Source organism: Paraburkholderia sp. MM5482-R2 (assembly GCF_050436125.1).
GTDB classification, from domain to species: Bacteria; Pseudomonadota; Gammaproteobacteria; order Burkholderiales; family Burkholderiaceae; genus Paraburkholderia; species Paraburkholderia tuberum.
Map to the genome: position 1 here is coordinate 1,866,908 of NZ_JBNDLP010000003.1, position 20,539 is coordinate 1,887,446.

At 64.4% G+C, this 20,539-nt stretch carries 18 protein-coding genes and 3 pseudogenes; 9 read left to right on the forward strand and 12 right to left on the reverse strand.

The annotated features are described in order from the left end of the window. Window positions 1-268 precede the first annotated feature (268 nt). Complete coding sequence (locus tag OKW37_RS30675) at window positions 269-646, forward strand: BON domain-containing protein (protein WP_429403155.1); 378 nt, start codon at window positions 269-271, stop codon at window positions 644-646. 18 nt (window positions 647-664) lie between these two features. On the opposite strand, the gene OKW37_RS30680 is transcribed toward OKW37_RS30675, so the two are convergent. The 3 genes from OKW37_RS30680 to OKW37_RS30690 all read right to left on the reverse strand — a co-directional run bounded on the left by OKW37_RS30680 (window position 665) and on the right by OKW37_RS30690 (window position 1,893). Continuing rightward, a complete protein-coding gene (locus OKW37_RS30680) occupies window positions 665-1,234 on the reverse strand; it encodes a helix-turn-helix domain-containing protein (RefSeq protein ID WP_429403156.1) in 570 nt (189 codons plus the stop codon). Between the two features lie 36 nt (window positions 1,235-1,270). Further along, complete coding sequence (locus OKW37_RS30685; RefSeq protein WP_429403157.1) at window positions 1,271-1,450, reverse strand: hypothetical protein; 180 nt, start codon at window positions 1,448-1,450, stop codon at window positions 1,271-1,273. 152 nt (window positions 1,451-1,602) lie between these two features. Continuing rightward, window positions 1,603-1,893, reverse strand: coding sequence for a nucleotidyltransferase family protein (locus tag OKW37_RS30690; protein ID WP_090805850.1), 291 nt, complete (start codon window positions 1,891-1,893; stop codon window positions 1,603-1,605). A gap of 294 nt (window positions 1,894-2,187) precedes the next feature. Between OKW37_RS30690 and OKW37_RS30695 the strand changes: the two genes are divergently transcribed. Together OKW37_RS30695 and OKW37_RS30700 are read left to right on the forward strand one after the other, a co-directional pair. Further along, a complete protein-coding gene (locus OKW37_RS30695) occupies window positions 2,188-3,582 on the forward strand; it encodes an LLM class flavin-dependent oxidoreductase (RefSeq protein WP_429403158.1) in 1,395 nt (464 codons plus the stop codon). A 47-nt stretch (window positions 3,583-3,629) separates the two neighbouring features. Next, window positions 3,630-4,193: a flavin reductase gene (locus OKW37_RS30700; protein ID WP_429403159.1), complete on the forward strand. Its 564-nt coding sequence runs from the start codon at window positions 3,630-3,632 to the stop codon at window positions 4,191-4,193. A 221-nt stretch (window positions 4,194-4,414) separates the two neighbouring features. On the opposite strand, the gene OKW37_RS30705 is transcribed toward OKW37_RS30700, so the two are convergent. The 6 genes and pseudogenes from OKW37_RS30705 to OKW37_RS30730 all read right to left on the reverse strand — a co-directional run bounded on the left by OKW37_RS30705 (window position 4,415) and on the right by OKW37_RS30730 (window position 9,233). Further along, window positions 4,415-5,563 (reverse strand): DUF1501 domain-containing protein, encoded by a 1,149-nt coding sequence (locus tag OKW37_RS30705; RefSeq protein ID WP_429403160.1) that lies wholly within the window; start codon window positions 5,561-5,563, stop codon window positions 4,415-4,417. A gap of 5 nt (window positions 5,564-5,568) precedes the next feature. Next, window positions 5,569-7,065, reverse strand: coding sequence for a DUF1800 domain-containing protein (locus tag OKW37_RS30710; protein WP_429403161.1), 1,497 nt, complete (start codon window positions 7,063-7,065; stop codon window positions 5,569-5,571). A gap of 81 nt (window positions 7,066-7,146) precedes the next feature. After that, the gene (locus OKW37_RS30715) at window positions 7,147-7,659 is read right to left on the reverse strand and encodes a periplasmic heavy metal sensor (protein ID WP_090805856.1); all 513 of its coding nucleotides are present in this window, start codon (window positions 7,657-7,659) and stop codon (window positions 7,147-7,149) included. Beyond that, entirely contained in the window at window positions 7,656-8,072 is a 417-nt protein-coding gene (locus tag OKW37_RS30720; RefSeq protein ID WP_429403162.1) for a hypothetical protein, read from the reverse strand. The genes OKW37_RS30715 and OKW37_RS30720 overlap by 4 nt, the downstream gene beginning before the upstream one ends. Further along, window positions 8,069-8,659 (reverse strand): annotated as a pseudogene (locus tag OKW37_RS30725) (RNA polymerase sigma factor); the annotation flags it as partial. The pseudogene OKW37_RS30725 and the gene OKW37_RS30720, both read right to left, overlap by 4 nt. A 256-nt stretch (window positions 8,660-8,915) precedes the next feature. Then, window positions 8,916-9,233 carry a YXWGXW repeat-containing protein gene (locus tag OKW37_RS30730; RefSeq protein WP_184060263.1) on the reverse strand — a complete coding sequence of 106 codons (318 nt, stop codon included), beginning with the start codon at window positions 9,231-9,233 and terminating at the stop codon, window positions 8,916-8,918. A gap of 289 nt (window positions 9,234-9,522) precedes the next feature. On the opposite strand from OKW37_RS30730, the gene OKW37_RS30735 reads away from it, so the two are divergent. From OKW37_RS30735 to OKW37_RS30750, 4 genes are all read left to right on the forward strand, one after another. Next, window positions 9,523-11,247 carry a phospholipase C gene (locus OKW37_RS30735; protein ID WP_429403163.1) on the forward strand — a complete coding sequence of 575 codons (1,725 nt, stop codon included), beginning with the start codon at window positions 9,523-9,525 and terminating at the stop codon, window positions 11,245-11,247. 162 nt (window positions 11,248-11,409) lie between these two features. Next, window positions 11,410-12,855: a cytochrome-c peroxidase gene (locus OKW37_RS30740; RefSeq protein ID WP_429403164.1), complete on the forward strand. Its 1,446-nt coding sequence runs from the start codon at window positions 11,410-11,412 to the stop codon at window positions 12,853-12,855. A gap of 98 nt (window positions 12,856-12,953) precedes the next feature. Further along, window positions 12,954-13,640, forward strand: a complete 687-nt coding sequence (locus OKW37_RS30745; protein ID WP_429403165.1) for an HAD family hydrolase — start codon at window positions 12,954-12,956, stop codon at window positions 13,638-13,640. Window positions 13,641-13,848: 208 nt separating this feature from the next. Further along, on the forward strand, window positions 13,849-14,103 hold the full coding sequence (locus tag OKW37_RS30750; protein ID WP_429403166.1) for a hypothetical protein: 255 nt from the start codon (window positions 13,849-13,851) through the stop codon (window positions 14,101-14,103). Between the two features lie 220 nt (window positions 14,104-14,323). Here OKW37_RS30750 and OKW37_RS30755 read toward each other — a convergent pair whose 3' ends face one another. Together OKW37_RS30755 and OKW37_RS30760 are read right to left on the reverse strand one after the other, a co-directional pair. Next, window positions 14,324-15,754 (reverse strand): mannose-1-phosphate guanylyltransferase/mannose-6-phosphate isomerase, encoded by a 1,431-nt coding sequence (locus OKW37_RS30755; RefSeq protein ID WP_429403167.1) that lies wholly within the window; start codon window positions 15,752-15,754, stop codon window positions 14,324-14,326. Window positions 15,755-15,992: 238 nt separating this feature from the next. After that, window positions 15,993-16,193, reverse strand: a pseudogene (locus tag OKW37_RS30760) (UDP-3-O-acyl-N-acetylglucosamine deacetylase); the annotation flags it as partial. 73 nt (window positions 16,194-16,266) lie between these two features. On the opposite strand from OKW37_RS30760, the gene OKW37_RS30765 reads away from it, so the two are divergent. Next, entirely contained in the window at window positions 16,267-17,493 is a 1,227-nt protein-coding gene (locus tag OKW37_RS30765; RefSeq protein WP_222944822.1) for a chondroitin 4-O-sulfotransferase, read from the forward strand. A gap of 289 nt (window positions 17,494-17,782) precedes the next feature. Further along, a pseudogene (locus tag OKW37_RS30770) lies at window positions 17,783-17,949 on the forward strand (IS5/IS1182 family transposase); the annotation flags it as partial. Between the two features lie 128 nt (window positions 17,950-18,077). On the opposite strand, the gene OKW37_RS30775 reads toward OKW37_RS30770, so the two are convergent. Beyond that, window positions 18,078-20,474: a glycosyltransferase family 4 protein gene (locus OKW37_RS30775; RefSeq protein ID WP_429403168.1), complete on the reverse strand. Its 2,397-nt coding sequence runs from the start codon at window positions 20,472-20,474 to the stop codon at window positions 18,078-18,080. Window positions 20,475-20,539 lie beyond the last annotated feature (65 nt).

A 20,539-nucleotide genomic window follows, 5' to 3' on the forward strand; every position in this document is an offset into this window, starting at 1 on the left:
GCGCCGCGCGCCCGCGCTTATAGTCGGCTGCGTCGTATGCCGGCGCCTGTGTCCCACCGTGCTGGAATCAAGCCGCACACACTTCCTTCCGCGATTCAGTTTTTTGGCATGTCCGCGCCGTCAGGAGTATCTTTTAACCGCGCCGGAAGCGCCAACACCACCACTCCTCTACAAGACAGACGCTTCCCAGAGTCCAGACCTGCTCGACAAAGCGCGGCGTTTCTAACATGCAACGAAGCGACATCAACTTATCGAGGATGGTGAAACAGTGAAAACAGTCAAACTTTTGAAGGTGCTCGGTATTGCATTGTGCGTGGCAACCGCATCCAGCGCCTATGCCCAGGCGAGCGACGCGCAAGCGCCTGCCGCCACGGCAGCCGCGCCGGCCACGACCGCCCAATCGACGCGTGCAGCAGATCGCAAGCTCGGCCGCGACGTGCGGCGCGCGCTCGGTAAAGCGCCGGGCTTCAATGTATCGAACGTGTTCGTGCGGGCGCGCGGCGGCGCGGTGACGTTGACCGGCTCGGTGCCTCAGGGCGAAATGATTCAGCAGGCCGGCGATGTTGCGAAAGGCGTGCCGGGCGTGGCCTCGGTGACCAACAGACTCACCCTGAACCTGCCATCCCGCGGGAGTGGCGGGAGCTGAGCACAAGCTGGACGAAACTCAGCGCCGCACCAACCCGACCACATATCTGCACACCTCGGTGCCCGCATTGAAGAACTCGCATTCGACCGGCGCACCGAGTTGCAAACAATCCCCCGCTTCGAGCCGGTGCGTGAGCGCGCCCTCGCGAAACGTCAGCACCCCTTGCGTGACCCAGATCTGCTGATGCTGAAACACGAACGCATCCGACGGATAAGGCACCCTCACCCCAGTCGGCAATTCGATTTCGAGCAGTTCCAGCACGCCGCCGGTCGGCGGCGAAATACGCCGCCGCGTATAGCCGGTTTCGGGGTCCTCCCACAGCGACTGGTCCGCATGACGCACGAGCCGCTCGCCGGTCTGCTCGGCGAGTGCGAGCAACGTGGACAGCGTCAGCCCGAACGCGCCCGACAGCCGCCCGAGCACCATCGCGGTCGGACTCGCCTCGCCACGCTCGATCTTGCTGATCATCGCCTTCGATACACCCGAGCGCTCGGCCAGCTCGGCGAGCGACCAGTTGCGCGCCTCGCGCTCGGTCTTCACGCGCGCGGAGATCGCCTGGGTCAGATCGATGGCGGAAGTTTCGGACATGGCGGGTTGTCGTTGCGCAAGTGGGGGGAATTATCCTCAAAGACCTTCCGACAACCGGCTTTGGAAGGCCTCTTGTTGCAACGGAAGGTTCTGATCCTGCGTCGAGACACGGGGGTAGCCGATGATCGTGGCGTGACAGAGCCCATTGACGAGTTCGTTGCCGCCGGCGGCCGAGATAGTTGCCTTCAGTTCCGTTAACTCCATCCGCTCGGTCATTGCTTTATTCCGTCGTCCTTGCGGTCTTCATCTTCGGCATCCTGGCACGCGGCAGGCAGTTGTTTCAGTAGCTCTGGTAGCGCCGTTTGCATTGCAAGCATCGGTTGCGGCTTGCTGCATGTGGTCGAGGTAGTCCGGCAAGCGGTTCTCGTTCATACCGGCTGCGCCTGCGCAAGCACCTTGGCCCGGAACTTCTGCGGCAGGTCGGCCGGGGTCAGCAGATCGACGTGGACGCCGAGTAGCGCTTCCAGTTCATCCTGCAACCCCCCCAGGTCGAACAGCGTCGCCCCTGGCAGCGCATCGACCAGCAGATCGAGGTCGCTGCCGTCCCGGTCGGTGCCGTGCAGCACCGAGCCGAACACGCGCGGGTTCGCTGCGCGGAAGCGACTCGTCGCTTCGCGCACTACGCTGCGCTTCATGTCGAGAACAACGGACGGTCGCATGGGCATCCTTTCTTATCGAAACTCATCGAGACGATAAGCGATTGAGTCGAGACTCGCAATGCCTTCACCTCCCGTGCCATGCCGGTTGCGTTGGCGGGCTTGCTGCCCCGGCACGGACTACGCGAGGCTGATTACCTTTGACGCAGCAGCGCCAGGATCAGCGCCGACCAGTTCAGGCCGCTACGACCACCGCAACCGGCACAGCCAGCCAACCATGTCTTGCATAGTGATTTTTCGTCCACTATATTAAACACCACGCCATCGCCCGAACCCGCTCGTCAGCAGGAACACACCATGCCGAAGGAAATCGTTCTCAACGCGTTCGACATGAACTGCGTAGGCCACATCCAGCAAGGGCTGTGGACCCATCCGCGCGATCAGTCCACGCGCTACACGGACCTGCAGTACTGGGCCGACTACGCGCGCAAGCTCGAAGCGGGCCTGTTCGACGGCATCTTTTTCGCGGACGTGGTCGGCGTGTACGACGTCTACGGCGGCAGCCCGGACGCGGCAATCGGCGGCGCCGTGCAGGTGCCGGTCAACGATCCGACGCTGCTGATTCCGGCGATGGCCGCGCTCACGCGGCATCTGTCGTTCGGCGTCACGTCGAATCTGTCGGTCGAGCCGCCGTTTCTGTTCGCGCGCCGCATGTCGACGCTCGATCATCTGACGCGCGGCCGGGTCGGCTGGAACATCGTGACCGGCTATCTGGACAGCGCATCGCGCGCGATCGGCCTGAGCGGCCAGATGGCGCACGACGATCGCTACGATCTCGCCGACGAGTACATGGAGCTCGTGTACAAGCTGTGGGAATGCAGCTGGGAAGACGGCGCGGTGCTGCGCGACAAGGCGCGCGGCGTCTATGCGGACGCGTCGAAAGTCCACGTGATCCATCACCACGGCAAGCAGTACCGCGTCGATGCGATGCATCTCGCGGAGCCGTCGCCGCAGCGCACGCCGGTGCTGTATCAGGCCGGTTCGTCCGCGCGCGGCAAACAGTTCGCGGCGGCACACGCGGAGTGCGTGTTCGTCAACGGCCAGGCGAAGCCGGCGGTCAAGACGATCGTCGACGACATCCGCGCGCACGCGGTCGCCGGCGGCCGCCGTGCCGACGACATCAAGGTACTGCTCGGCCAGACCGTGATCACGGGCCGCACCGATCAGGAAGCGCGGGAGAAATTCGAGGAGTACCGCCGCTATGTGAGCTCGGAGGCGGCGCTGGTGCATGCGGCCGCGTCGCTTGGCATCGACTTCGCGCGCTACGACCTCGACGAGCCGATCGAAACGGGCAAGAGCCAGGCGATCGTGTCGAACGTCGAAGCGATGACGCGCGCGGCCGGTCCGCAATGGACGAAGCGCAAGCTGCTCGAACAGATGGTGCTCGGCAGCCGCCAGCAGCCGCTCGTCGGTTCGGCCGACAAGATCGCCGACGATCTGATCGCGTGGACCGAGCAAACCGGCGTCGATGGCTTCAATCTGTCGCGCACCGTCGTGCCCGAGTGCTTCGACGATTTCATCGAACTGGTCGTGCCGCTGCTGCAGGAACGTGGCGCGTACAAGCGCGCGTATCGTGACGGCACGCTGCGCGAAAAGCTGTTCGGCCACGCGCGGCTGCCTGCGAGCCACACGGCGGCGCGCTTCCGTTCGCCGGCTTGCGCGGCGGCGCCGGACGACGAGGCTCGCGGCTAACTCGACCACCGTTGTTTTGGCGAACCCGACTTCCAGCAGAGGCCCCCATGCTTGACAAGAGCACGTTCCGCGACGCGATGGCCGGGCTTGGCGCGGCCGTCAACATCATCAGCAGCGACGGCAAAGCCGGCCTTGCGGGCTGCACCGCGTCGGCGGTCTGCGGCGTCACCGACGAGCCGCCCACCCTGCTCGTTTGCATCAACCGCAGCAGCCGCAACAACGCGGCGTTTCGCAGCAACGGCAAGCTCTGCGTGAACGTGCTGAGCGCCGAGCAGCAGGCGCTTGCCGCGCACTTCGCCACGAGCGCGCTCGCGATCGAAGAGCGCTTCGCCGCCGCGCAATGGGACGACCTCGCAACCGGCGCGCCGGTGTTGCAGGACGCGCTAGCGTCGCTCGACTGCGAGATCGAGTCGGTGACCGAAGTCGGCACGCACACGGTGTTCTTCTGCGCGGTGAAAGCCGCGCGCACGCAGGGCGCGGGCGATGCGCTGATCTACTACGGCCGCCGCTATCATCGCGTCGGCGAGCGCTCGGTTCACGCGACGCCCGTCGCTTCACCTGCCCCGCCCCAGCCTCGCCAACGGCCCGGCCGCGATCGTCCGGCCGAATAGCGCGGCCGCGGTGCGCTCCGGATCGAGCGCAATACTTTCGCTCGCTGCACCGACGATCAACGCGTCGAGCAAAGCAGTCAGCGTCGGCTCACGCGACTCGCCATGCCGATGCGACGCGAACCCCCGTCCGCCGCGAACGCAGGTCGCTCGCCCACGGAACCCTCGATCGCCCATCACACCTGCGTGCCATCGTCATTGCACGCCGTTGTGCGATCAACGCGTCACGCCCGCACGACACCCGTCATCGGTCTGCCCGCCATGGTCCGGCCAAACAGCGCTGCCGCCGTCCGTTCGGGATCGAGCCCGAGACTTTCACTCGCGGTGCCGGCGATCAACGCATCGAGCGAGGCGGTCGGCTTCAGGTCGCGCGACTGATACAGCTGATGCGGCGCGAGACCCGGCCAATCGGCAATCACGCGTCCGCCCTGCACCGACCCGCCCACCACCATCGCGACCGAGCCGGTGCCGTGATCGGTGCCGCCCGTGCCGTTCGCGGCGGCGGTCCTGCCGAACTCCGTCGCGACCAGCACCGTGGTCTTGCGCCACGATGAACCCATGCCGTCGCGCAACGCCGCGAGCATCGTGTCGAGTGCCTTCAGTTGATTCGCGAGCCGCGCGTTCTGCGCGCTGTGCGTGTCCCACCCGCCGGTCTCGATCATCGCGATGCGCGGACCGTCGTCGCGCGCCAGAAAACTGGCCGCGAGCTTGCCGAGGCTCGCCGGGTCCTGGCGCGCGCCAGCGTCGCCCGCAAGGCCGCGCGCCGCCATCGCCGATTCCCACAGCGCACGCAGTTGCGCGTCCTGCTCGTACAGTTGCGACACGCGCGCGAGCAGATCATCGGGCGCCTGCGGCAAGGCCGACGGTGCATACGACGTCACCGCCGCGGGCCCGCGCAGCGCCATCGGCACGGTCGGCGCGAACGCGATCGCGTTTTCGCGGGTGGCGGGCAGTTGCGCGGCGAGCCGGTTGAGCCAGCCGTCCTTCGTCTGATACGGCGACGTGCCGCCGGTTTCCAGCACGTTCTGTCCGTCGAAATGCGAGCGGTCGCGATACGGCGAGGCGACCGCGTGCACGAACAACGCCTCGCGCTGCGCGTACAGCTTCGCCATCTGCGCGAGCGCCGGATGCAGCGCGAACGTGCCGTCCAGATGCGGCGCGTTCGACGCATCGATCGCGAGCGGCCCGCGCAGCGTCGCATACGCGGGGTCCGCGTACGGCACGACGATGTTCAGCCCGTCGGCCGCGCCACGCTGGATCACGAACACGAAGCGGCGGTCGGTCGCGACATGCGCGAACGCAATCCGCGGCGACACGAGCATTGCGCCGGCACCGGTGGCGGCGACGCTCAGAAACTGACGGCGTGACAGCATGGCGTTCATCTCCGTTGAAAATCGGGCGATACGAGCAGCAGCGCGATCGCCGTCGATGCGCTTTCCGCGCGCGCCACCGCCGTGGCCGTCGGCTCGCTGAGCGAGCCAGCCAGCAAGGTCTGGCCGAGCGAGCGCGCATCGAGCCGGTCACCCACGCGCGCGGCGAAACGTTGCGCGACTTCGACGCGGCGCACGAGCGCATCGGGCGCGGCCCAGCTCGCGGCGATATCGTCGTAGCCGGCGGGTGAACCGGGCCGCCACACCGGCTGGCCAAGCTGCGTGAGGATCGGCGCGCTCTGCAGATTGCCGGGCTCGTGCCAGCCGAGTCCGCGCATCGACGAGATGGTCCACTCCCACGGCGTCTTGAACTTCACCGCGGCCGGCGACCACGCTTGCGGCGTATCGATCAACGCGCGATAGACGGTCGGCAGATCGCCGTCGCTGCGCGCGAACGCATCGGCCAGACGTTCGCCGACGCCAGGTGGCGGATTGTCGGCGACGAAATGGCGCGCGAGCTTCGTGCCGATATGCTGCGCGGTGCCCGGCGCGTGCGCGAGGTCATGCAGGATCGCGAGCGCCTGCTGTTCGCCGGCTTCGTCGTAGCGGCGTCCCATGATCGTGCGCGAGCCGGGCTCGTGCAGCGCGGGACGAAACACGAAGCTGCCGGGTTCGCCGTTCTGTTCCAGCACGCGCCGGTTCGCATTGGCGCCGCCGTTCCGCGGATTGCCGACGAGACTCCAGCCGGTCAGCGCACGCGCGAACTCGGTCACGTCGTCCTGGCTATAGCCGCTGCGCACGCCGAGCGTATGCAGCTCCATGATCTCGCGCGCGAGGTTCTCGTTGAGTCCGCGTTTGATGTCCGGATTGCGCTGCGCGGCGCGCAGCGCGGCCATGCTGTCGGGACCGACCGAGCGGGTCTGGTCGAGGAACAGCTGCATGGCCGGATGACGCTCGACGGCCACCAGCATGTCCTCGAAACGGCCGAGCACGTGCGGGCGAATCGCCTCCGCTTCGAACGACCCGGCGAGCGCCGCGACGCCGGGCTTTTCGGTCGACACCGCGAAGTGATTCGCCCAGAAATGCACGAGGCGTTCGATGAACGGCGTCTGCGTGGTCAGCGCGCTTGCGACGCGCGCATTGACCGACGAGCGGTATATGTCGAGGATTTCGACGCGCAGAGCTTTTCTTTCGGCTTGCCTGGCGGCTTGCGCGTCGGTCTGGCTGGGTGCTGCGGTGTTGTTCGCATTCTGGCTCGGGTTGGTCTCCTCGCCCGCCTTCTGTTTCGACTGCTGCTCCATCTGCATGCGCTGCTGCACGAGCTGCGTCGACAATGCGATCGAATCGGGTTGGTTCGCCCACGCGTCGGGCCGCGGCTGATACTGCTCGAACTGCGCGAGCAGCCAGCCCTTCGGATCGGCGGGCGGCGTGTCGTCGGCGCGCGCGCCGAGGCCGAAGCGGTTCAGTGCGATCGCCGCGGCATTCAGGTTCGGTGAGTTGGCCATACGATCCTCGTCGCAGGTAGGACACCTGCATGTCCGTTAAACGGCCGACACGCTGAAATCCGTCGCCATCGCGCGCATTTTTTATTCGCTCGATGCGGCATTCGCCGCCGGTTTTTTCGCGTTCGGCGCCGGCTGCGCTTCGCGCCATTGCCCGCGCAACTTCAAACTCTCGGCGAATTCGACGCGCTCCTCGGGCGTCAGCGTCGCCGCGAAATCGGCGACGCTCGCTTCGACCATCGCGCGCAGGCTGACGTCGGCCGCGCGCGTGCGCGCGAGCGCGGCATCGAGTGCGGCGCGATCGAACTTCGGCGCGGCCAGCAGACGCAGCACCTCACGACGCCCTTCGCGAGCGTCGCGCGCATACTGGCGGCCGTCGCGCCGCGCGCTCTTCAGGCCGTCGATAAACGCCTGCCGCTGCTGCGCCGACAGCGGCTCGGCGGCGAACCGCAGCGCGCGCCGGTCCTGCGCCGCCGCCGGCGGATTCGCACCGTGCGCGGCGAACCATTGATACGCGCCGCCGGCGATCGCGCCGAGCAGGAACACGTTGAGCACCACCGAGCCCAGCAGCGCAAATTTCCACGAGCGCCCGTTCATTCGCCGCTCCAATCGGCGGAGCTGCCGCCGAAGCTCGAAGTCAGATACGAGGATTCATGCACGACCGGCGCGTTCCCGGTCAGCACGAAGAACGACACCGCGAACGCCCCCGCCACGCCGCCGAGCAGCCCGACACCTGCCACCGCCGCGCCCGACCACCACAAACGCCAGCGCGCGGCTGAGCGTCGCGACGGCGCACGGTCGATGATGCGACGCTGCAGTTCGAGGTTCGGCGGCTCGAGCTCGTCGGCGGCGAGCCACGCGTCGAGGCTGGCCGCGTCGCTCAACGCCGCATCGGCTTCGTCGCGATGCGCGCGCGCCCACGCCTGCGCGGCTTCGCGTTCGCGCTCCGGCCAGCGGCGCGCGTCGGCGCCGTACGCTGCAACGATCTGATGGAATCTTTCGGGCGTCATGACTTGTCCTTGCTAAGGCCGCTGCCGGCCAGTTGGGCGCGCAAATTGTGCCGCGCGCGGCTCAGCAGACTCTCCAGCGCATCGACGCTGACGCCCATCAAGGCGGCAGCGTCGAGGTTCGACATCTCCTGGTAGTAGGTCAGCACGAGTGCCTCGCGCTGTCGCGCCGGCAGCGCGGCGAGCGCCGCGCGCACGCGCGCGTGGTCGGCACGTGCTTCGAGCCGCGCGTCGGGCGGCGCGGCGGGATCGGCCGAATCGGGCAGTTCGTCGCTCGGGTCTTCGCGCTGGCCGCGCAGACGGTCATAGCAAAGATTGAGCGCGACCCGATGCATCCACGTGTCGAACTTCGCTTCGCCTTCACGCCAGCGGGCCGCCTGTTTCCAGATTCGCACGAAGACCTCCTGCGCGACGTCCTCCGCTTCCATGCGATCGCCGAGCATGCGCGTGGCGAGCGCAAGTAGCCGCGGCAGCTTGCGCGCGACCAGCGAGCGGACCGCGCCGGGCTCCGCGCGGCCCACCCGCGCGATCAGCTCGGCGTCCGGGTCGGCGTCCGGATCGGGTGGTGCGTCGCTCAAGGCGTGCGGCTCGGTCGCGACATCACGCGCGCGCTTTCGCGTGAGGACCGCATCACGGGATCAACGTCGTTCACTTGCCGCCGCTCCTTCAGCTGTCGTGTCGTTATGTTGTCGTGCCGCTACGCCGCTATCCGGCCAGGTATCACGTACGCGGTCAATATACGACGACCGCCGGCCGGTAATAGGCCGGGCGTGCCGGATAGACCACACAGCCGGCGAGCGAGGCCGCCAGCAGAATCATCACGAGTGTTTTCATCGCAAGACTCGTTCAAGCCCAATGTCCTTCGATCCAGCGCCAGTGCGGCCCACGTTGCGCCCAATGCCCGGGCACCCAGTGATAGCCGACGCGCACCGGCTGCCAGTGGCCCGGCACCCACGCATAGCGGCCGTGCTCCCAGCGCCAGCGGCCCTGATCCCACACATAGCCGTCCCGTGGCGCGGGCACGACTTCGACGCGCGGCGGCGGCGGTGCCATCGGCGCGATCATCACTTGTGCGGAGGCGGGCGCGGCCGTCAGCGTGGCCGCGCAGCACAGCGCGGCGCTCAGCGTGGAACCGAGCAGACGAGCGATGCGGTTGGTGTTCATGTCGATTTCTCCCTTCAAAGCTGGAACAAGTCGGCGCCCAGGACGGCCCCGTTTCTACTTGAACGCAGCAGCGGAAGAAATCCGTCGCGCTATTGGCAAAAAAGCACGAATACAGTCGGGTTCACGAAAGGCAATAGTCGGCGTATTGCCCGAAAACTTTCATTTTTTGATGGTCCAATGCCCGGGCTGCAATCAATGGCGTCGGCCGTTACGCTTCTAACAACAATTTCCAGCACCGTTCATACCTATCGATGGAAGGGCTGGACCGCGAATGTGGAGCCACCAAAAAATGTTTCGTAAAGCCCTTTTGCCCATTCCGTTTGCCGCCGCACTGTTCGTGCTGAGCGCATGCGGAAACAGCAGCGTCAGCTCTCCTTCGACTGCATCCGCGCCGGCCTCCACACCGGCTGCTACCGTATCCGCCCAGGACGCGTTGGCCACGGCAACGCCGATCAAGCACCTCGTCGTGATCTTCGGTGAGAATCGTTCTTTCGATCACTACTTCGGCACCTATCCGAACGCGCAGAACCCGGTCGGTGAACCGGCGTTCACGGCGGCGAACACGCCGGCCCAGATCAACAATCTGAATCAGAATTCGCTTCTGACGAGCAACCCGAACTTCCTGAACACGGCGAACAACGCGGCCTCCGCAGGCAGCGGTATCAATCCGTTCCGCCTCGACCGCAGCCAGGCCAACACCAACGGCCAGTCGCACGACTACATGAAGGAACAGCTCGCCTACGACAATGGCGCGGCGGACCTGTTCCCCAAGTACACGGGTAACAACAGCGCCGGCAGCGGTTCGACGTTCGGCACGCCGGGTCTCGTGATGGGCTATTTCGACGGCAACACGGTCACTGCGCTGTGGAATTACGCGCAGAACTTCGCGATGAGCGACAACATGTACACCGACACGTACGGTCCGTCGACACCGGGCGCGCTCGAGGTGGTTTCCGGCCAGACCAACGGCGCTATTCCTGCGAACGGTGCCGCTCAAGGCGACAACGTGATTGCCGACGGCGCGGGCAGCTTCACGATGAACGGCGATTCCGACCCGACCGGGGACGTGTGCAACACCTCGACGTCGAGCGGCCAGGCCACGCTGAGCTCGAATAACAAAAACATTGGTGACCTCCTCAACGCGAAAGGCATTACGTGGGGCGGCTTCATGGGCGGCTTCGACCTGAGCGCCACCAACTCGAACGGCACCACGGCGTGCAAGCGCAGTACCTACTCGTCGGTCCTCGGCGCAACGAAGACGGACTACGTACCTCACCACAACTGGTTCCAGTACTACGCTACGACGGCCAACCTGGCGCACACGCGCCCGACGTCGACCGCGCTGATTGGACAGACCGACCCGCTCGATTCGACGGCGACGCCGGTGCACCATCAATACGACGTCAACGACTTCTTCACGGCCGTCTCGGCGGGCAACTTCCCGTCGGTCAGCTACCTGAAGGCACCGGCCGTCGGCGATGCGCACCCGGGCAACTCGGATCCGATCGACGAGCAGGCGTTCGTCACGAAGGTCGTCAACTTCCTGCAACAACAGCCGGACTGGAAGAACACCGCCGTCATCATCACGTACGACGATTCGGATGGCTGGTACGACCACGCTTATGCGACGCCGACGACTTCGTCGTTTGACGCCACCGCCGACCAGCTGAACGGCGCCGGCACCTGCAACGCAACGGGCGCGAAGCAAGGCGTCGGCGTGACAGGCGCGGCAGTCAACGGCCGTTGCGGCCCGGGAACGCGTATTCCGCTTCTGGTGATCTCGCCGTACGCACGTAGCAACTACGTCGACCACACGGCGATCACTCAGGCTTCGGTTGTCAGGTTCATCGAAGACAACTGGCTCGGCGGCACCCGCATCGGCAACGGATCGCACGATGCGGCGACGGGGAGCATCGCCTCGCTGTTCGACTTCACCAACGGTGGCAAAACGCCGGCGTTGTACCTCGACACGAACCTTGGCACCAAGCTGTCGGCTCCTCCTGCAACGAACTAAGGAGCCACCGTTTATCCGTCCGTTCTGCCGCACAGGGAAGTACGCGGTGTGACGTTCAGGGAACGGAGCTGTTGATGCCCGTCAATCAGTGATGACGTCGAGCCAGCCGGTACGGTGGCTCGACGTGCTTGTTTGCAGTTCAGCTTGCCTACCGCTATCGCCATGAATCGTCGTTCGAACGCCACCTTGTCTTCGCAACTACCCACCGCAAGCGCCCCGTCCCCTCGCGCTGCGAGCAGCATGTGGCGTCGCCTGATCCTCCGGATAATTCTGGGCATCGTGCTGCTGGGCGCCGCTCTGGTTGGCTACGCGCTGATCTATCCCGAGCGTATGCCCGCGGCGATCGGCGATGCGGTCGAGAATCTGACGGGCCTCAACGCCCATCCGGTCAAGCTCCTGCGTCCCCCCGTCGCGCCCCTTAGCGCGGTCGCGGTACTCGGCAGGGACCTGTTCAATGATCCGTCGCTTTCGGCGTCGGGCAAACAGTCGTGCGCGTCGTGCCACAGCGCCGCGCACGCTTTCTCGCCTCCCAACGACCTGACGGTACAACCAGGCGGACTTCACATGACGGAAGCGGGCTATCGGCCGGTGCCATCGCTCGCGTACCTGTATCGCCAGGCGCCGTTCAGCATCGGTCCCGACCAGGGCGATACCGACGCCGCACCGGTCAGCCTCGATACGCAGGCATCGGCCGCGCTAGGCGTGCAGCGCGCCCAGAAAACCGCGGGCGTTGCGCCTGCCGCGCCGGCTACGGTGCCGCAAGGGGGACTCTTCTGGGACGGCCGGGCAAGCACGCTGCAGGACCAGGCGCTTGGGCCGCTGACCAACCCGGTCGAGATGGCGAACCCCGACCTGGCTTCGGTTGCCGACAAGCTAAGGCACTCGAAGCACATCGATACACTCAGACAACTTTTCGGTCCGCACGTCGTCAACGATCCCGATCTGCTCGTGTCGGAAGCCATGTTCGCGATCGGTCGGTATGAATTCGAAGACCCGGCGTTCCATCCATTCTCGAGCAAATACGACGCCTGGCTCGAAGGACGTGCACGCCTCACGCGAGCCGAACTACGTGGCTTGCGTCTGTTCAACGACAAGGACAAGGCCAATTGCGCGGGTTGCCACCTGAGCCAGCCGACGTCGGACGGCCTTCCACCTCTTTTTACCGACACGCAGTATGAAGCGCTCGGCGTGCCGCGCAATCGCGAACTTGCGCCGAACAGGAATCCGAAGTTCTACGACATGGGCATTTGTGGGCCCTTCCGGACCGACATGGCCAGGGAGACGCAGTATTGCGGCATGTTCCTGACGCCGACACTGCGCAATGCCGCCGAACGCAAGACGTTCTTCCACAATGGCGTGTATCACGACCTCAAGCAGGTGCTGGACTTCTACAACCTGCGCAATACGTCGCCGGACAGAATCTATCCGCGCGATGCGTCGGGCAAGGTGCAGAAGTACGACGATCTGCCGCCGCAATACCATGCGAACGTGGATGTCGCCGATGCGCCGTTCGACCGCAAGTTCGGCGACCAGCCCGCAATGACCGATCAAGACATCCAGGACATCATCGCGTTCATGAAGACGCTGAGCGACGGGTACAAGGACTGAGCAGCCGCGCTGGACGCCGCCGCTGCAGCTTCCAGGCTGCGGCACGCGGCCCGGTGCGGTATCCTTGCCGGTCCGCGACCTTATCCCTACCCTCCCCGATGGCCGATTTTCCTTTCGACGCCGTGCTCTTCGACTGCGACGGCGTGCTCGTCGATTCCGAACCGATCACGAATCGCGTGCTCACCGAGATGCTCGGCGAGCTCGGCTGGCATTTGAGCGTCGAAGAGACGATGCGCATTTTCGTCGGCAAGATGGTCAGGGACGAAGCCGCGTTGATCGAGGCGCGCACCGGCTTCGCGATCACGGCCGAGTGGCTGGCGCAGTTCCGCGCGCGTCGCAACGTGGCGCTCGACAATGAGTTGCGCGCGATCGACGGCGCGCCGGCCGCGGTGCGCGCGCTGCAGCAAACGTTGAACGGACGCATTGCGGTAGCGTCGGGCGCGGATCGCGTGAAGATCGAATTGCAGCTTGTGAAGGCTGGCATCCTCGACTGCTTCGACGGACGCATCTTCAGCGGCCACGAAACGCCGCGCAGCAAGCCGTTTCCCGACGTCTACCTCGCCGCAGCCGCGGCACTGGGCGTCGAGCCGACACGCTGTGCGGTCATCGAGGATACGGTGACGGGCGCGACCGCGGGCGTCGCGGCCGGCGCGACGGTATTCGGCTATTGCCCGACGCACCTCGGCCATAGCAGCGCGACCGCGTTGCATGGCGCGGGCGCGGTGCACGTGTTCAGGGAGATGGCTGCGCTACCGGCGTTGCTCGCGGGATGGGGCACGCGCTGATCGACCGACGTGTTGGCGGTTGAACGACACCGGCTTGCCGCAAGTTGGCCAACGCCGATCAGTTTTCGACTGCGCAGATCCGGTCGATCAGCGCTCGACCCAGCACAGACGTTGAATTCCGCCGCATGGCATGGTGCGTGCAACTGGAACGCCCGGGCGTAAAGCATTTGCGCGCTCGATACCCATCCAACGTTGCCGGAGATTCATCATGACCATCCTGACCCTTGCCGACCTGTCGCGCTGCGACGACCTCGACCACGCAGCTGCACAGTCCGTGCGCGGCGGCCACTCGTGTTTCCCGCACGAATACCCGCCTTCGTGTTACGGCGAAAAACCGCCGGTTCGCGGCCCGTCGTACTACAACCCGCCCTCCTACAACCCCTGCCAGCCCGTGCATTACGGCTGCGGGCCGGTCTACACCCCGGTCTGCCATCCGGAGCCGGTCAAGATCGTGCCGCTGTAAGCACGAGGCCCAGCGCCGCTGCGTACGACGGCGCAATCACGCATGGGTTGCGGCCCGGGTTGGTACGATCGGGCCGCATCGCGCGCTTCATGCTCTTTTTCGAAGGTCCCTTCGCGTGCGGTAAGTCGGGTTCCGGATGCGCTCACGCAAATGAAAAAAGCCACCGGTCCTTCGACCGGTGGCCTTTGAAACACGTCGCCGAGGCTAAAAGTCGACGGCGTTAAACCTTCGCCACACGCCCGTACGTATCCTCGAACCGCACGATGTCATCCTCGCCGAGATACGCGCCCGACTGCACCTCGATCAACTCGAGCGGAATCTTGCCGGGGTTCAGCAGCCGGTGCGTGACGCCGAGCGGAATGTAGGTCGACTGATTTTCGGTCAGCATGATTTCCTTGTCGCCGTTCGTCACGAGCGCGGTGCCCTTCACGACGATCCAGTGCTCCGCGCGATGATGATGCATCTGCAGACTCAGCTGCGCGCCCGGATTGACGACGATGCGTTTGACCTGGAAGCGCTCGCCGCTATCGATGCCTTCATACGACCCCCACGGCCGCACCACGCGACGATGCGTGACCGACTCGTGACGCCCCATCGCATTGAGCTGCGCGACGATCTTCTTCACGTCCTGCGCCTGATCCCGATGCGCGACCAGCACCGCGTCCGCGGTCTCGACGATCACGACGTTCTCGAGCCCGATCGCCGCCACCAGCCGATGCTCGGCGCGAATGTACGAGTTGCTGACCGCCTCGGTCAGCACGTCGCCGATCAGCGCGTTGTTCTGCGCATCTCGCTCGGCGATGTCCGCGAGCGCGGTCCACGAACCGATGTCGTTCCAGCCGAGATCGGCGACCGCGACGACGGCCGCGCATTGGGTCTTCTCCATCACCGCGTGGTCGACGGAAAGGTTCGGGCAGGCGGCGAACGCCTCGGCATCGAGTCGCACGAAATCATGATCCTGCTGCGCGCTGTGCAGCGACAGTTCGGCCTGACGCGCGATCTCCGGCTCGTAGCGGCGCAGTTCGTCCATATACGTCGACGCCTTCAGCATGAACATGCCGCTATTCCAGTAGTAACGGCCTTCGTCGATGAAGCGCTGAGCGGTCGCGGCATCGGGCTTCTCGACGAACGAGTCGACCGCGAACGTCTGCGTGCCGTCGATCAGCGCCGCGCCCGCGCGGATGTAACCGTAGCCGGTATGCGGCTCGGTCGGCGCGATGCCGAACGTGACCAGATGCCCGTCTTTCGCGATCTGTGCTGCCGCTTCGACCGCCTTCACGAACGCGGCCTCGCCGGCGATCACGTGATCGGACGGCAGCACCAGCAGCAACGCGTCGGGCGCGTCGCGCAACGCGAGCAATGCCGCCACGGCGATGGCCGGCGCCGTGTTACGGCTCGCCGTTTCCAGCACGATGCGCGACGAACCCACGTCGACCTGGCGCAGTTGCTCGGCGACAAGAAAACGCTGCTCGTTGTTCGTGACGACGATCGGCGCGGTCACATCATCGATGCCGCGCAGGCGCAACGCGGTTTGCTGGACCAGCGTGTGTTCGCCGGTCAGTGCCAGATACTGCTTCGGGTAGCCGCCACGCGACATCGGCCACAGTCGTGTGCCGCTGCCGCCGCAAAGAATTACGGGATGGATGTGCATATTTCAGGTCCTCGTTTGTGTCTTATCAATCGACTGCATCGAGCATCTGCGTCTTGCTTGCGTCGTCCGTTGCTGGCCGTCTTTTTTTCCGCGCCACTTATTGCTTGCCAAGCCACTCCATTCGCACCGACTCGAGCTCGCGCGGCAAGCGCGCCGAAACCGGCGCGCGGCGCGGCAATTCGACGAAGCCGAGACGCCGGTACAGCGCGTATGCGCGCTTGTTGCTCACCAACACGGCGAATTCCGCCCATTCCCACGCGTCGCGATCCGCGAGCAGCGCGGCGACGAGCCGGTAGTTCATTTCGTGACTCGGCCGCAACGCGCTCACGCGGCCCAGCAATGGCGCGCCGGCCATCGCCATGTCGCCGACCAGATCGAGCACGCGGTGCCGCACGAACTCGTCGGGCACGCGCATGCCGCCGAGCACCCGATTGCCGACCTCATGTGACAATTGGTTGTTACACCTAGAGTCCGCCATTGGATTTAAGATTGAGGCTCCCCAACACATACCAATGTCCTACGTGAACAAACCTCTGTTCTTCATACATCCGCCGAAATGTGGCGGTTCCACTGTTATTTCCTTTTTTGACCTTAATCTCGATCGCGATAAATTCATCAATTTCGTGTGGGGTGGGGTATCTCGGGAAAAAACACGAGAGCGATTTTTGGCAAGCGGAATCGGCGGCGGTCATGATCCTATCGGCATTCATCGAGACCTCAAGATGCCGTTGGAATATTGCAGTATTTTGCGCAACCCGCTTAGTCGGCAGACCTCGCATTACTGGTTCGCGCGTAACGGAAAAAACGGGGGCGTCGCGCGCGGAGTTTCGGTTTCCGAGGCTGAAGCGCTGGCGCAAGGCGGTGAATTGTCGCTGGACGACTGGGTGAGCGAATCGTGCAGCGGCAAGAATCTGTTCGTGCAAATGCTGAGCGGCCATGGCCGCGTGAACCGTGAAAGCCTCGAAATCGCGATTGAGAACGTCCGGCAACATATCCCGACAGTCGGTCTCTGTGAAGACATGAGCGATTTTCTGCTTCGTCTTTGCGGTAGAACCGGAATGCGTTTGCCGTTCTTCATCCGGACGAATGTGACGGAAGGCGTGCCCAAGGAGCGCTCGCCGCTATCCGAACGAGCCCGTAAAAAATTTGTCGAAGACAACCAACTGGACTACGAGTTGTACCAATACGTGTGCGATGACATCACACGGGAACGGGAGTCGTACGGCGCTATTTATACCCGGGCCATAGACGCTGTTCGCCTGATTCAGCGGCAGATCGATGCTCTCGACAATCCCTATATTTATACCGGTAAGTCGAACATGTTCGGATTCGACGAAAATCATTTGCGCATGGTGCGCGAAGTCGCTACCTCGGCTGATCTCTCTCCGATCGATGCATATATCGAGCTGGCGCATTCGCGTCGCCGCGAATGCGGCGACCTGTTCGATGGTTTCGTGGACGCAGTGAATGACGACATGGTGCACGGCTGGGCGGTGAATCTGAGCGTACCGGACAAATGCGTACCGATTGAAATATGGGTACGGGAAAAGCTGGTTGCGACGACGCTGACTGGCAACCCGCGGCCGGATGTGGCTGCTGCGGGCTATGGGTCCGATCGTTGTGGCTTTGCTGTTCGGTTACCGGAGGAGGCGCAGGAGGGATTCAGGGTTAAGATTGCAGGGTCTGTGCAAACGATACAATGTGCGGGGACTTGGCAGCGGGGTTGGCATATGGCGTGAGACGCCGTCCTGCTCCGGTCGTGCCCACTCGCGTTTGAGCACTTCAACGAACATCACCCTCATAGCGAGCTGAAGTACCGCTCGCCACGCGAGGTATGAGGCTTGTCGGCCTCTCCAAGGACAATCGGACACCGAAGACCGTTTCTGGCCAACTGTCGCCCCACGCGGTCGGCCGTAGCCGGACCCAGAGTGTGCGAAAACGCATTGATCGCCTAAACTGAATCAACGCACTGAGACCGGGTGAATCATGAAGCGATTTGTTGAAGGCGATGACCGCTAGCAGGTCGCACTGCTTCCCGAATGCGTCGATGACTACATCCGACAGGACAATCCGGTCAGGGTCGCAGATGCTTTTGTCGACGAGCTAAACTTTGACGACCTCGGTTTTAACGGTACCACTCCAGAGTCACCGGACGCCCGTCCTACCATCTTGGCGTGCTGCTTAGGATCTACATCTAGGGCATCGAAGCCAATTGCATACAGCTCGGCCTGGAAACCAGGACGCTCAGCCATTCAAACAAAGCCGATGCGGTGGTTACCCACCGCATCGGCCGAGAAAATGTCCGGAGCACATACCCGCAGCGTCATATCGTCTTCGCCTCCGCAATGTCGTTCAACCGTCGCGCATACGCGCGTGCGACTGCCTCAACTGAGTAGTCGCGCTCGATGCGCGCCTTCCCCGCCAGTGCGATGCGCTCACGGAGTGGCGCATCGTCGATCATGCGTTTGAGCTGTTCCGCCGCGATCGATACCTCCGGATCGCACCAGTACTGACCTTCGGCGAACAGGTAGTCGCCGGGGCGCAGCGGCACGAGTTCGCCATCCACGAGGAACGCGGTGTCGGGTTCGCAAAAGTCGACGTTGCCAGAGAAGTTCGTGACCACGACCGGCTGCCCCAACGCCATCGCCTCCGCGATCACGCGGCCGAAGCCTTCGCTACGGTGCAGCGAAATGTAGGCGTCGCAGCAGGCCATGAAGTCGGTCGAGTCCTGGCGGCTCAGGCGCTCGGACACGATGTGAATGCGGCTATCGCCCGCGACAAGGTCGAGCACGGCGCGCCACACCGGGTCGTCGTCGCGCACGTTCATCGCCTTGATGACGAGCCCGACGCCCGGCGAGCTCTCGCCGAACGCCTGCTTGAACGCCTGCACGCCGGCGAGCGGATTCTTGCGGCTCAGCCACGAGTTGCCGTCGAACATCAGGTAGAACAGGAACTCGTTGGCCGGCAGGCCAAAGCGCTCGCGCTTCGGCTCAAGCGGCGCGGGGACTTCGACCGCCATCGGCATCTGGTAGACCGGCGTGTTGCCGAGCCGGCTGTAGACGCTCTGGACGAACCGGCTCTGCGCCCAGATCTCGTCGACCATCTGATGCACCTTGCCGAACGCGCTCGGCCAGTGAGGCAGTTCCCACGGCCACGCGCCGATCTTGTACGTCGGTGCGTCGATAAATTTACGGCCGCCCTCCAGCGCAAGGCGCACCATTTCCGGCGCCGGCAGGCAGATCAGGCTGATGTTGTACTTGAGCTCGTCGCTGATCAGATGATCGACCGAGTGTTCGAGGCGCGCGGGTCCCGCCATTGGCGCGTTGATCAGCGTGACCGGCGTGGACGACAGTTGCAGCACGCGCCCGGCCATGCGGGCATCTTCGCCCAGGCCGAGCACGCCTTGCGGGAAGCCGATCACGTTCACGCCGTGGTCATAGCCGACCCCTTCAAGACGCGCGCGATAGCGGGCCGGCTCGCGCTCGTGGTCATCGCTGTCGTCTTCGGCGCTCTCGACCCGCCGTATCTTGAGCGATCCAAGCAACGGATATTCGACTTCGGCCCACTCGTTCCACCAGCTCACGAGCTGAGCGCGACCCGCTTCCGTGTTCATGTCGTAGACGCTGCGCAGATCGGCGCGGTCATTCGCGATCAGAATCAGAAAGCGCGGCAGCAACGAGGTATCAGCCTGCTGCTCGTTGTCGATGTTGGACAGCACGTCGGCCAGACGGACAGCCGACCATTTAATGGCGCGATACTCGTGTTGTCCGTCTCTGTCCCACCACGACAAGCACTTGATGCGTCCGACGAAGCTGTCCAGCGAGCAGAACTCTTGCAGATCCGTTCGCTCCTCGACGATCATTCGCAGGAAGCGCGGCACCGGCAGCCAGTCGGGATGCTCGCCCCATTCCATCTCGAACAGCGGCGCGGGCACCGTGGGCGGGACCCACTTGATCGCGCGATACTGGGACTGACCATGTTCGAGCCACCACGACAGGCAATTGAGCCGACCGACAAAAGTGTACAGCGAACCGAACGCGGCGTGGAGGTCCGACCGTTCCCCGACGATCTGCGACAGAAAGCGCGGCACGTGGGGGCCGTCGTCAACAGCGGGCTGCGTGGGTTCGAGTAGCCCGCCGCCGATAGGCGGCTGGGCCCACTTGATCCGCTTGTACTCGAGGTAACCGTGCTCCGCCCACCAGCTCAGGCAAGCGAGCCGGCCGGTCAGCGTAGTCAGGTCGAAGGCGCTGCGCAGATCGGGGCGCCCGGTCGTAATGAGCGCGAGAAAGCGCGGAACCGGTATGTTGCTGGACTGGGGCGAGTCGATCGGCTCCAGCAGTTCGGGCCAGGAAATCGGTTCGAGCAAGGTTTCGGCGAGGTGCTTTGTGTCGAGCACGCTCGGTGCGGTCGCGCCCAGCCAGTATGTAACTGCGTCCGGATGCTGATCGATCAGCGTATCGTTATCGAGTTGATGCAGATATTCAAGATCTTCCTGACGAAGCGCCCAGTGGAAATCCGGGTATGTCTCACGCGCCGTCATTTCCCACCAGAAGTACAGCGTGACCCGATCGTCCAGCGTATTCGAATCGAAGGGCGCGAGGTCGGCTCTGAATTTCACCAGAAAGTAGATCGCGCTCGGCAGGCAGAACTGCTCTGCCGGCGACGGGTGCCAGTACTCTGCCAGCCACTCTGTCTTGTTGTTCGGTCCCAGATTAACCAAGTTTTGCAATCCCTGAAGGCCATGCGAAGGAAAGTCGTCGGCGGTCAGCGTCGGTTTGGGCGAGC

Excerpts from the sequence above, each read along its gene's own strand:
- OKW37_RS30720 (WP_429403162.1), bottom strand. The coding sequence starts at position 8,072 with ATGACGCCCGAAAGATTCCATCAGATCGTTGCAGCGTACGGCGCCGAC.
- OKW37_RS30685 (WP_429403157.1), bottom strand. The coding sequence starts at position 1,450 with ATGACCGAGCGGATGGAGTTAACGGAACTGAAGGCAACTATCTCGGCC.
- OKW37_RS30735 (WP_429403163.1), top strand. The coding sequence starts at position 9,523 with ATGTTTCGTAAAGCCCTTTTGCCCATTCCGTTTGCCGCCGCACTGTTC.
- OKW37_RS30745 (WP_429403165.1), top strand. The coding sequence starts at position 12,954 with ATGGCCGATTTTCCTTTCGACGCCGTGCTCTTCGACTGCGACGGCGTG.
- OKW37_RS30700 (WP_429403159.1), top strand. The coding sequence starts at position 3,630 with ATGCTTGACAAGAGCACGTTCCGCGACGCGATGGCCGGGCTTGGCGCG.
- OKW37_RS30740 (WP_429403164.1), top strand. The coding sequence starts at position 11,410 with ATGAATCGTCGTTCGAACGCCACCTTGTCTTCGCAACTACCCACCGCA.
- OKW37_RS30715 (WP_090805856.1), bottom strand. The coding sequence starts at position 7,659 with ATGAACGGGCGCTCGTGGAAATTTGCGCTGCTGGGCTCGGTGGTGCTC.
- OKW37_RS30755 (WP_429403167.1), bottom strand. The coding sequence starts at position 15,754 with ATGCACATCCATCCCGTAATTCTTTGCGGCGGCAGCGGCACACGACTG.
- OKW37_RS30750 (WP_429403166.1), top strand. The coding sequence starts at position 13,849 with ATGACCATCCTGACCCTTGCCGACCTGTCGCGCTGCGACGACCTCGAC.
- OKW37_RS30765 (WP_222944822.1), top strand. The coding sequence starts at position 16,267 with ATGTCCTACGTGAACAAACCTCTGTTCTTCATACATCCGCCGAAATGT.
- OKW37_RS30710 (WP_429403161.1), bottom strand. The coding sequence starts at position 7,065 with ATGGCCAACTCACCGAACCTGAATGCCGCGGCGATCGCACTGAACCGC.
- OKW37_RS30705 (WP_429403160.1), bottom strand. The coding sequence starts at position 5,563 with ATGCTGTCACGCCGTCAGTTTCTGAGCGTCGCCGCCACCGGTGCCGGC.
- OKW37_RS30690 (WP_090805850.1), bottom strand. The coding sequence starts at position 1,893 with ATGCGACCGTCCGTTGTTCTCGACATGAAGCGCAGCGTAGTGCGCGAA.
- OKW37_RS30730 (WP_184060263.1), bottom strand. The coding sequence starts at position 9,233 with ATGAACACCAACCGCATCGCTCGTCTGCTCGGTTCCACGCTGAGCGCC.
- OKW37_RS30695 (WP_429403158.1), top strand. The coding sequence starts at position 2,188 with ATGCCGAAGGAAATCGTTCTCAACGCGTTCGACATGAACTGCGTAGGC.
- OKW37_RS30680 (WP_429403156.1), bottom strand. The coding sequence starts at position 1,234 with ATGTCCGAAACTTCCGCCATCGATCTGACCCAGGCGATCTCCGCGCGC.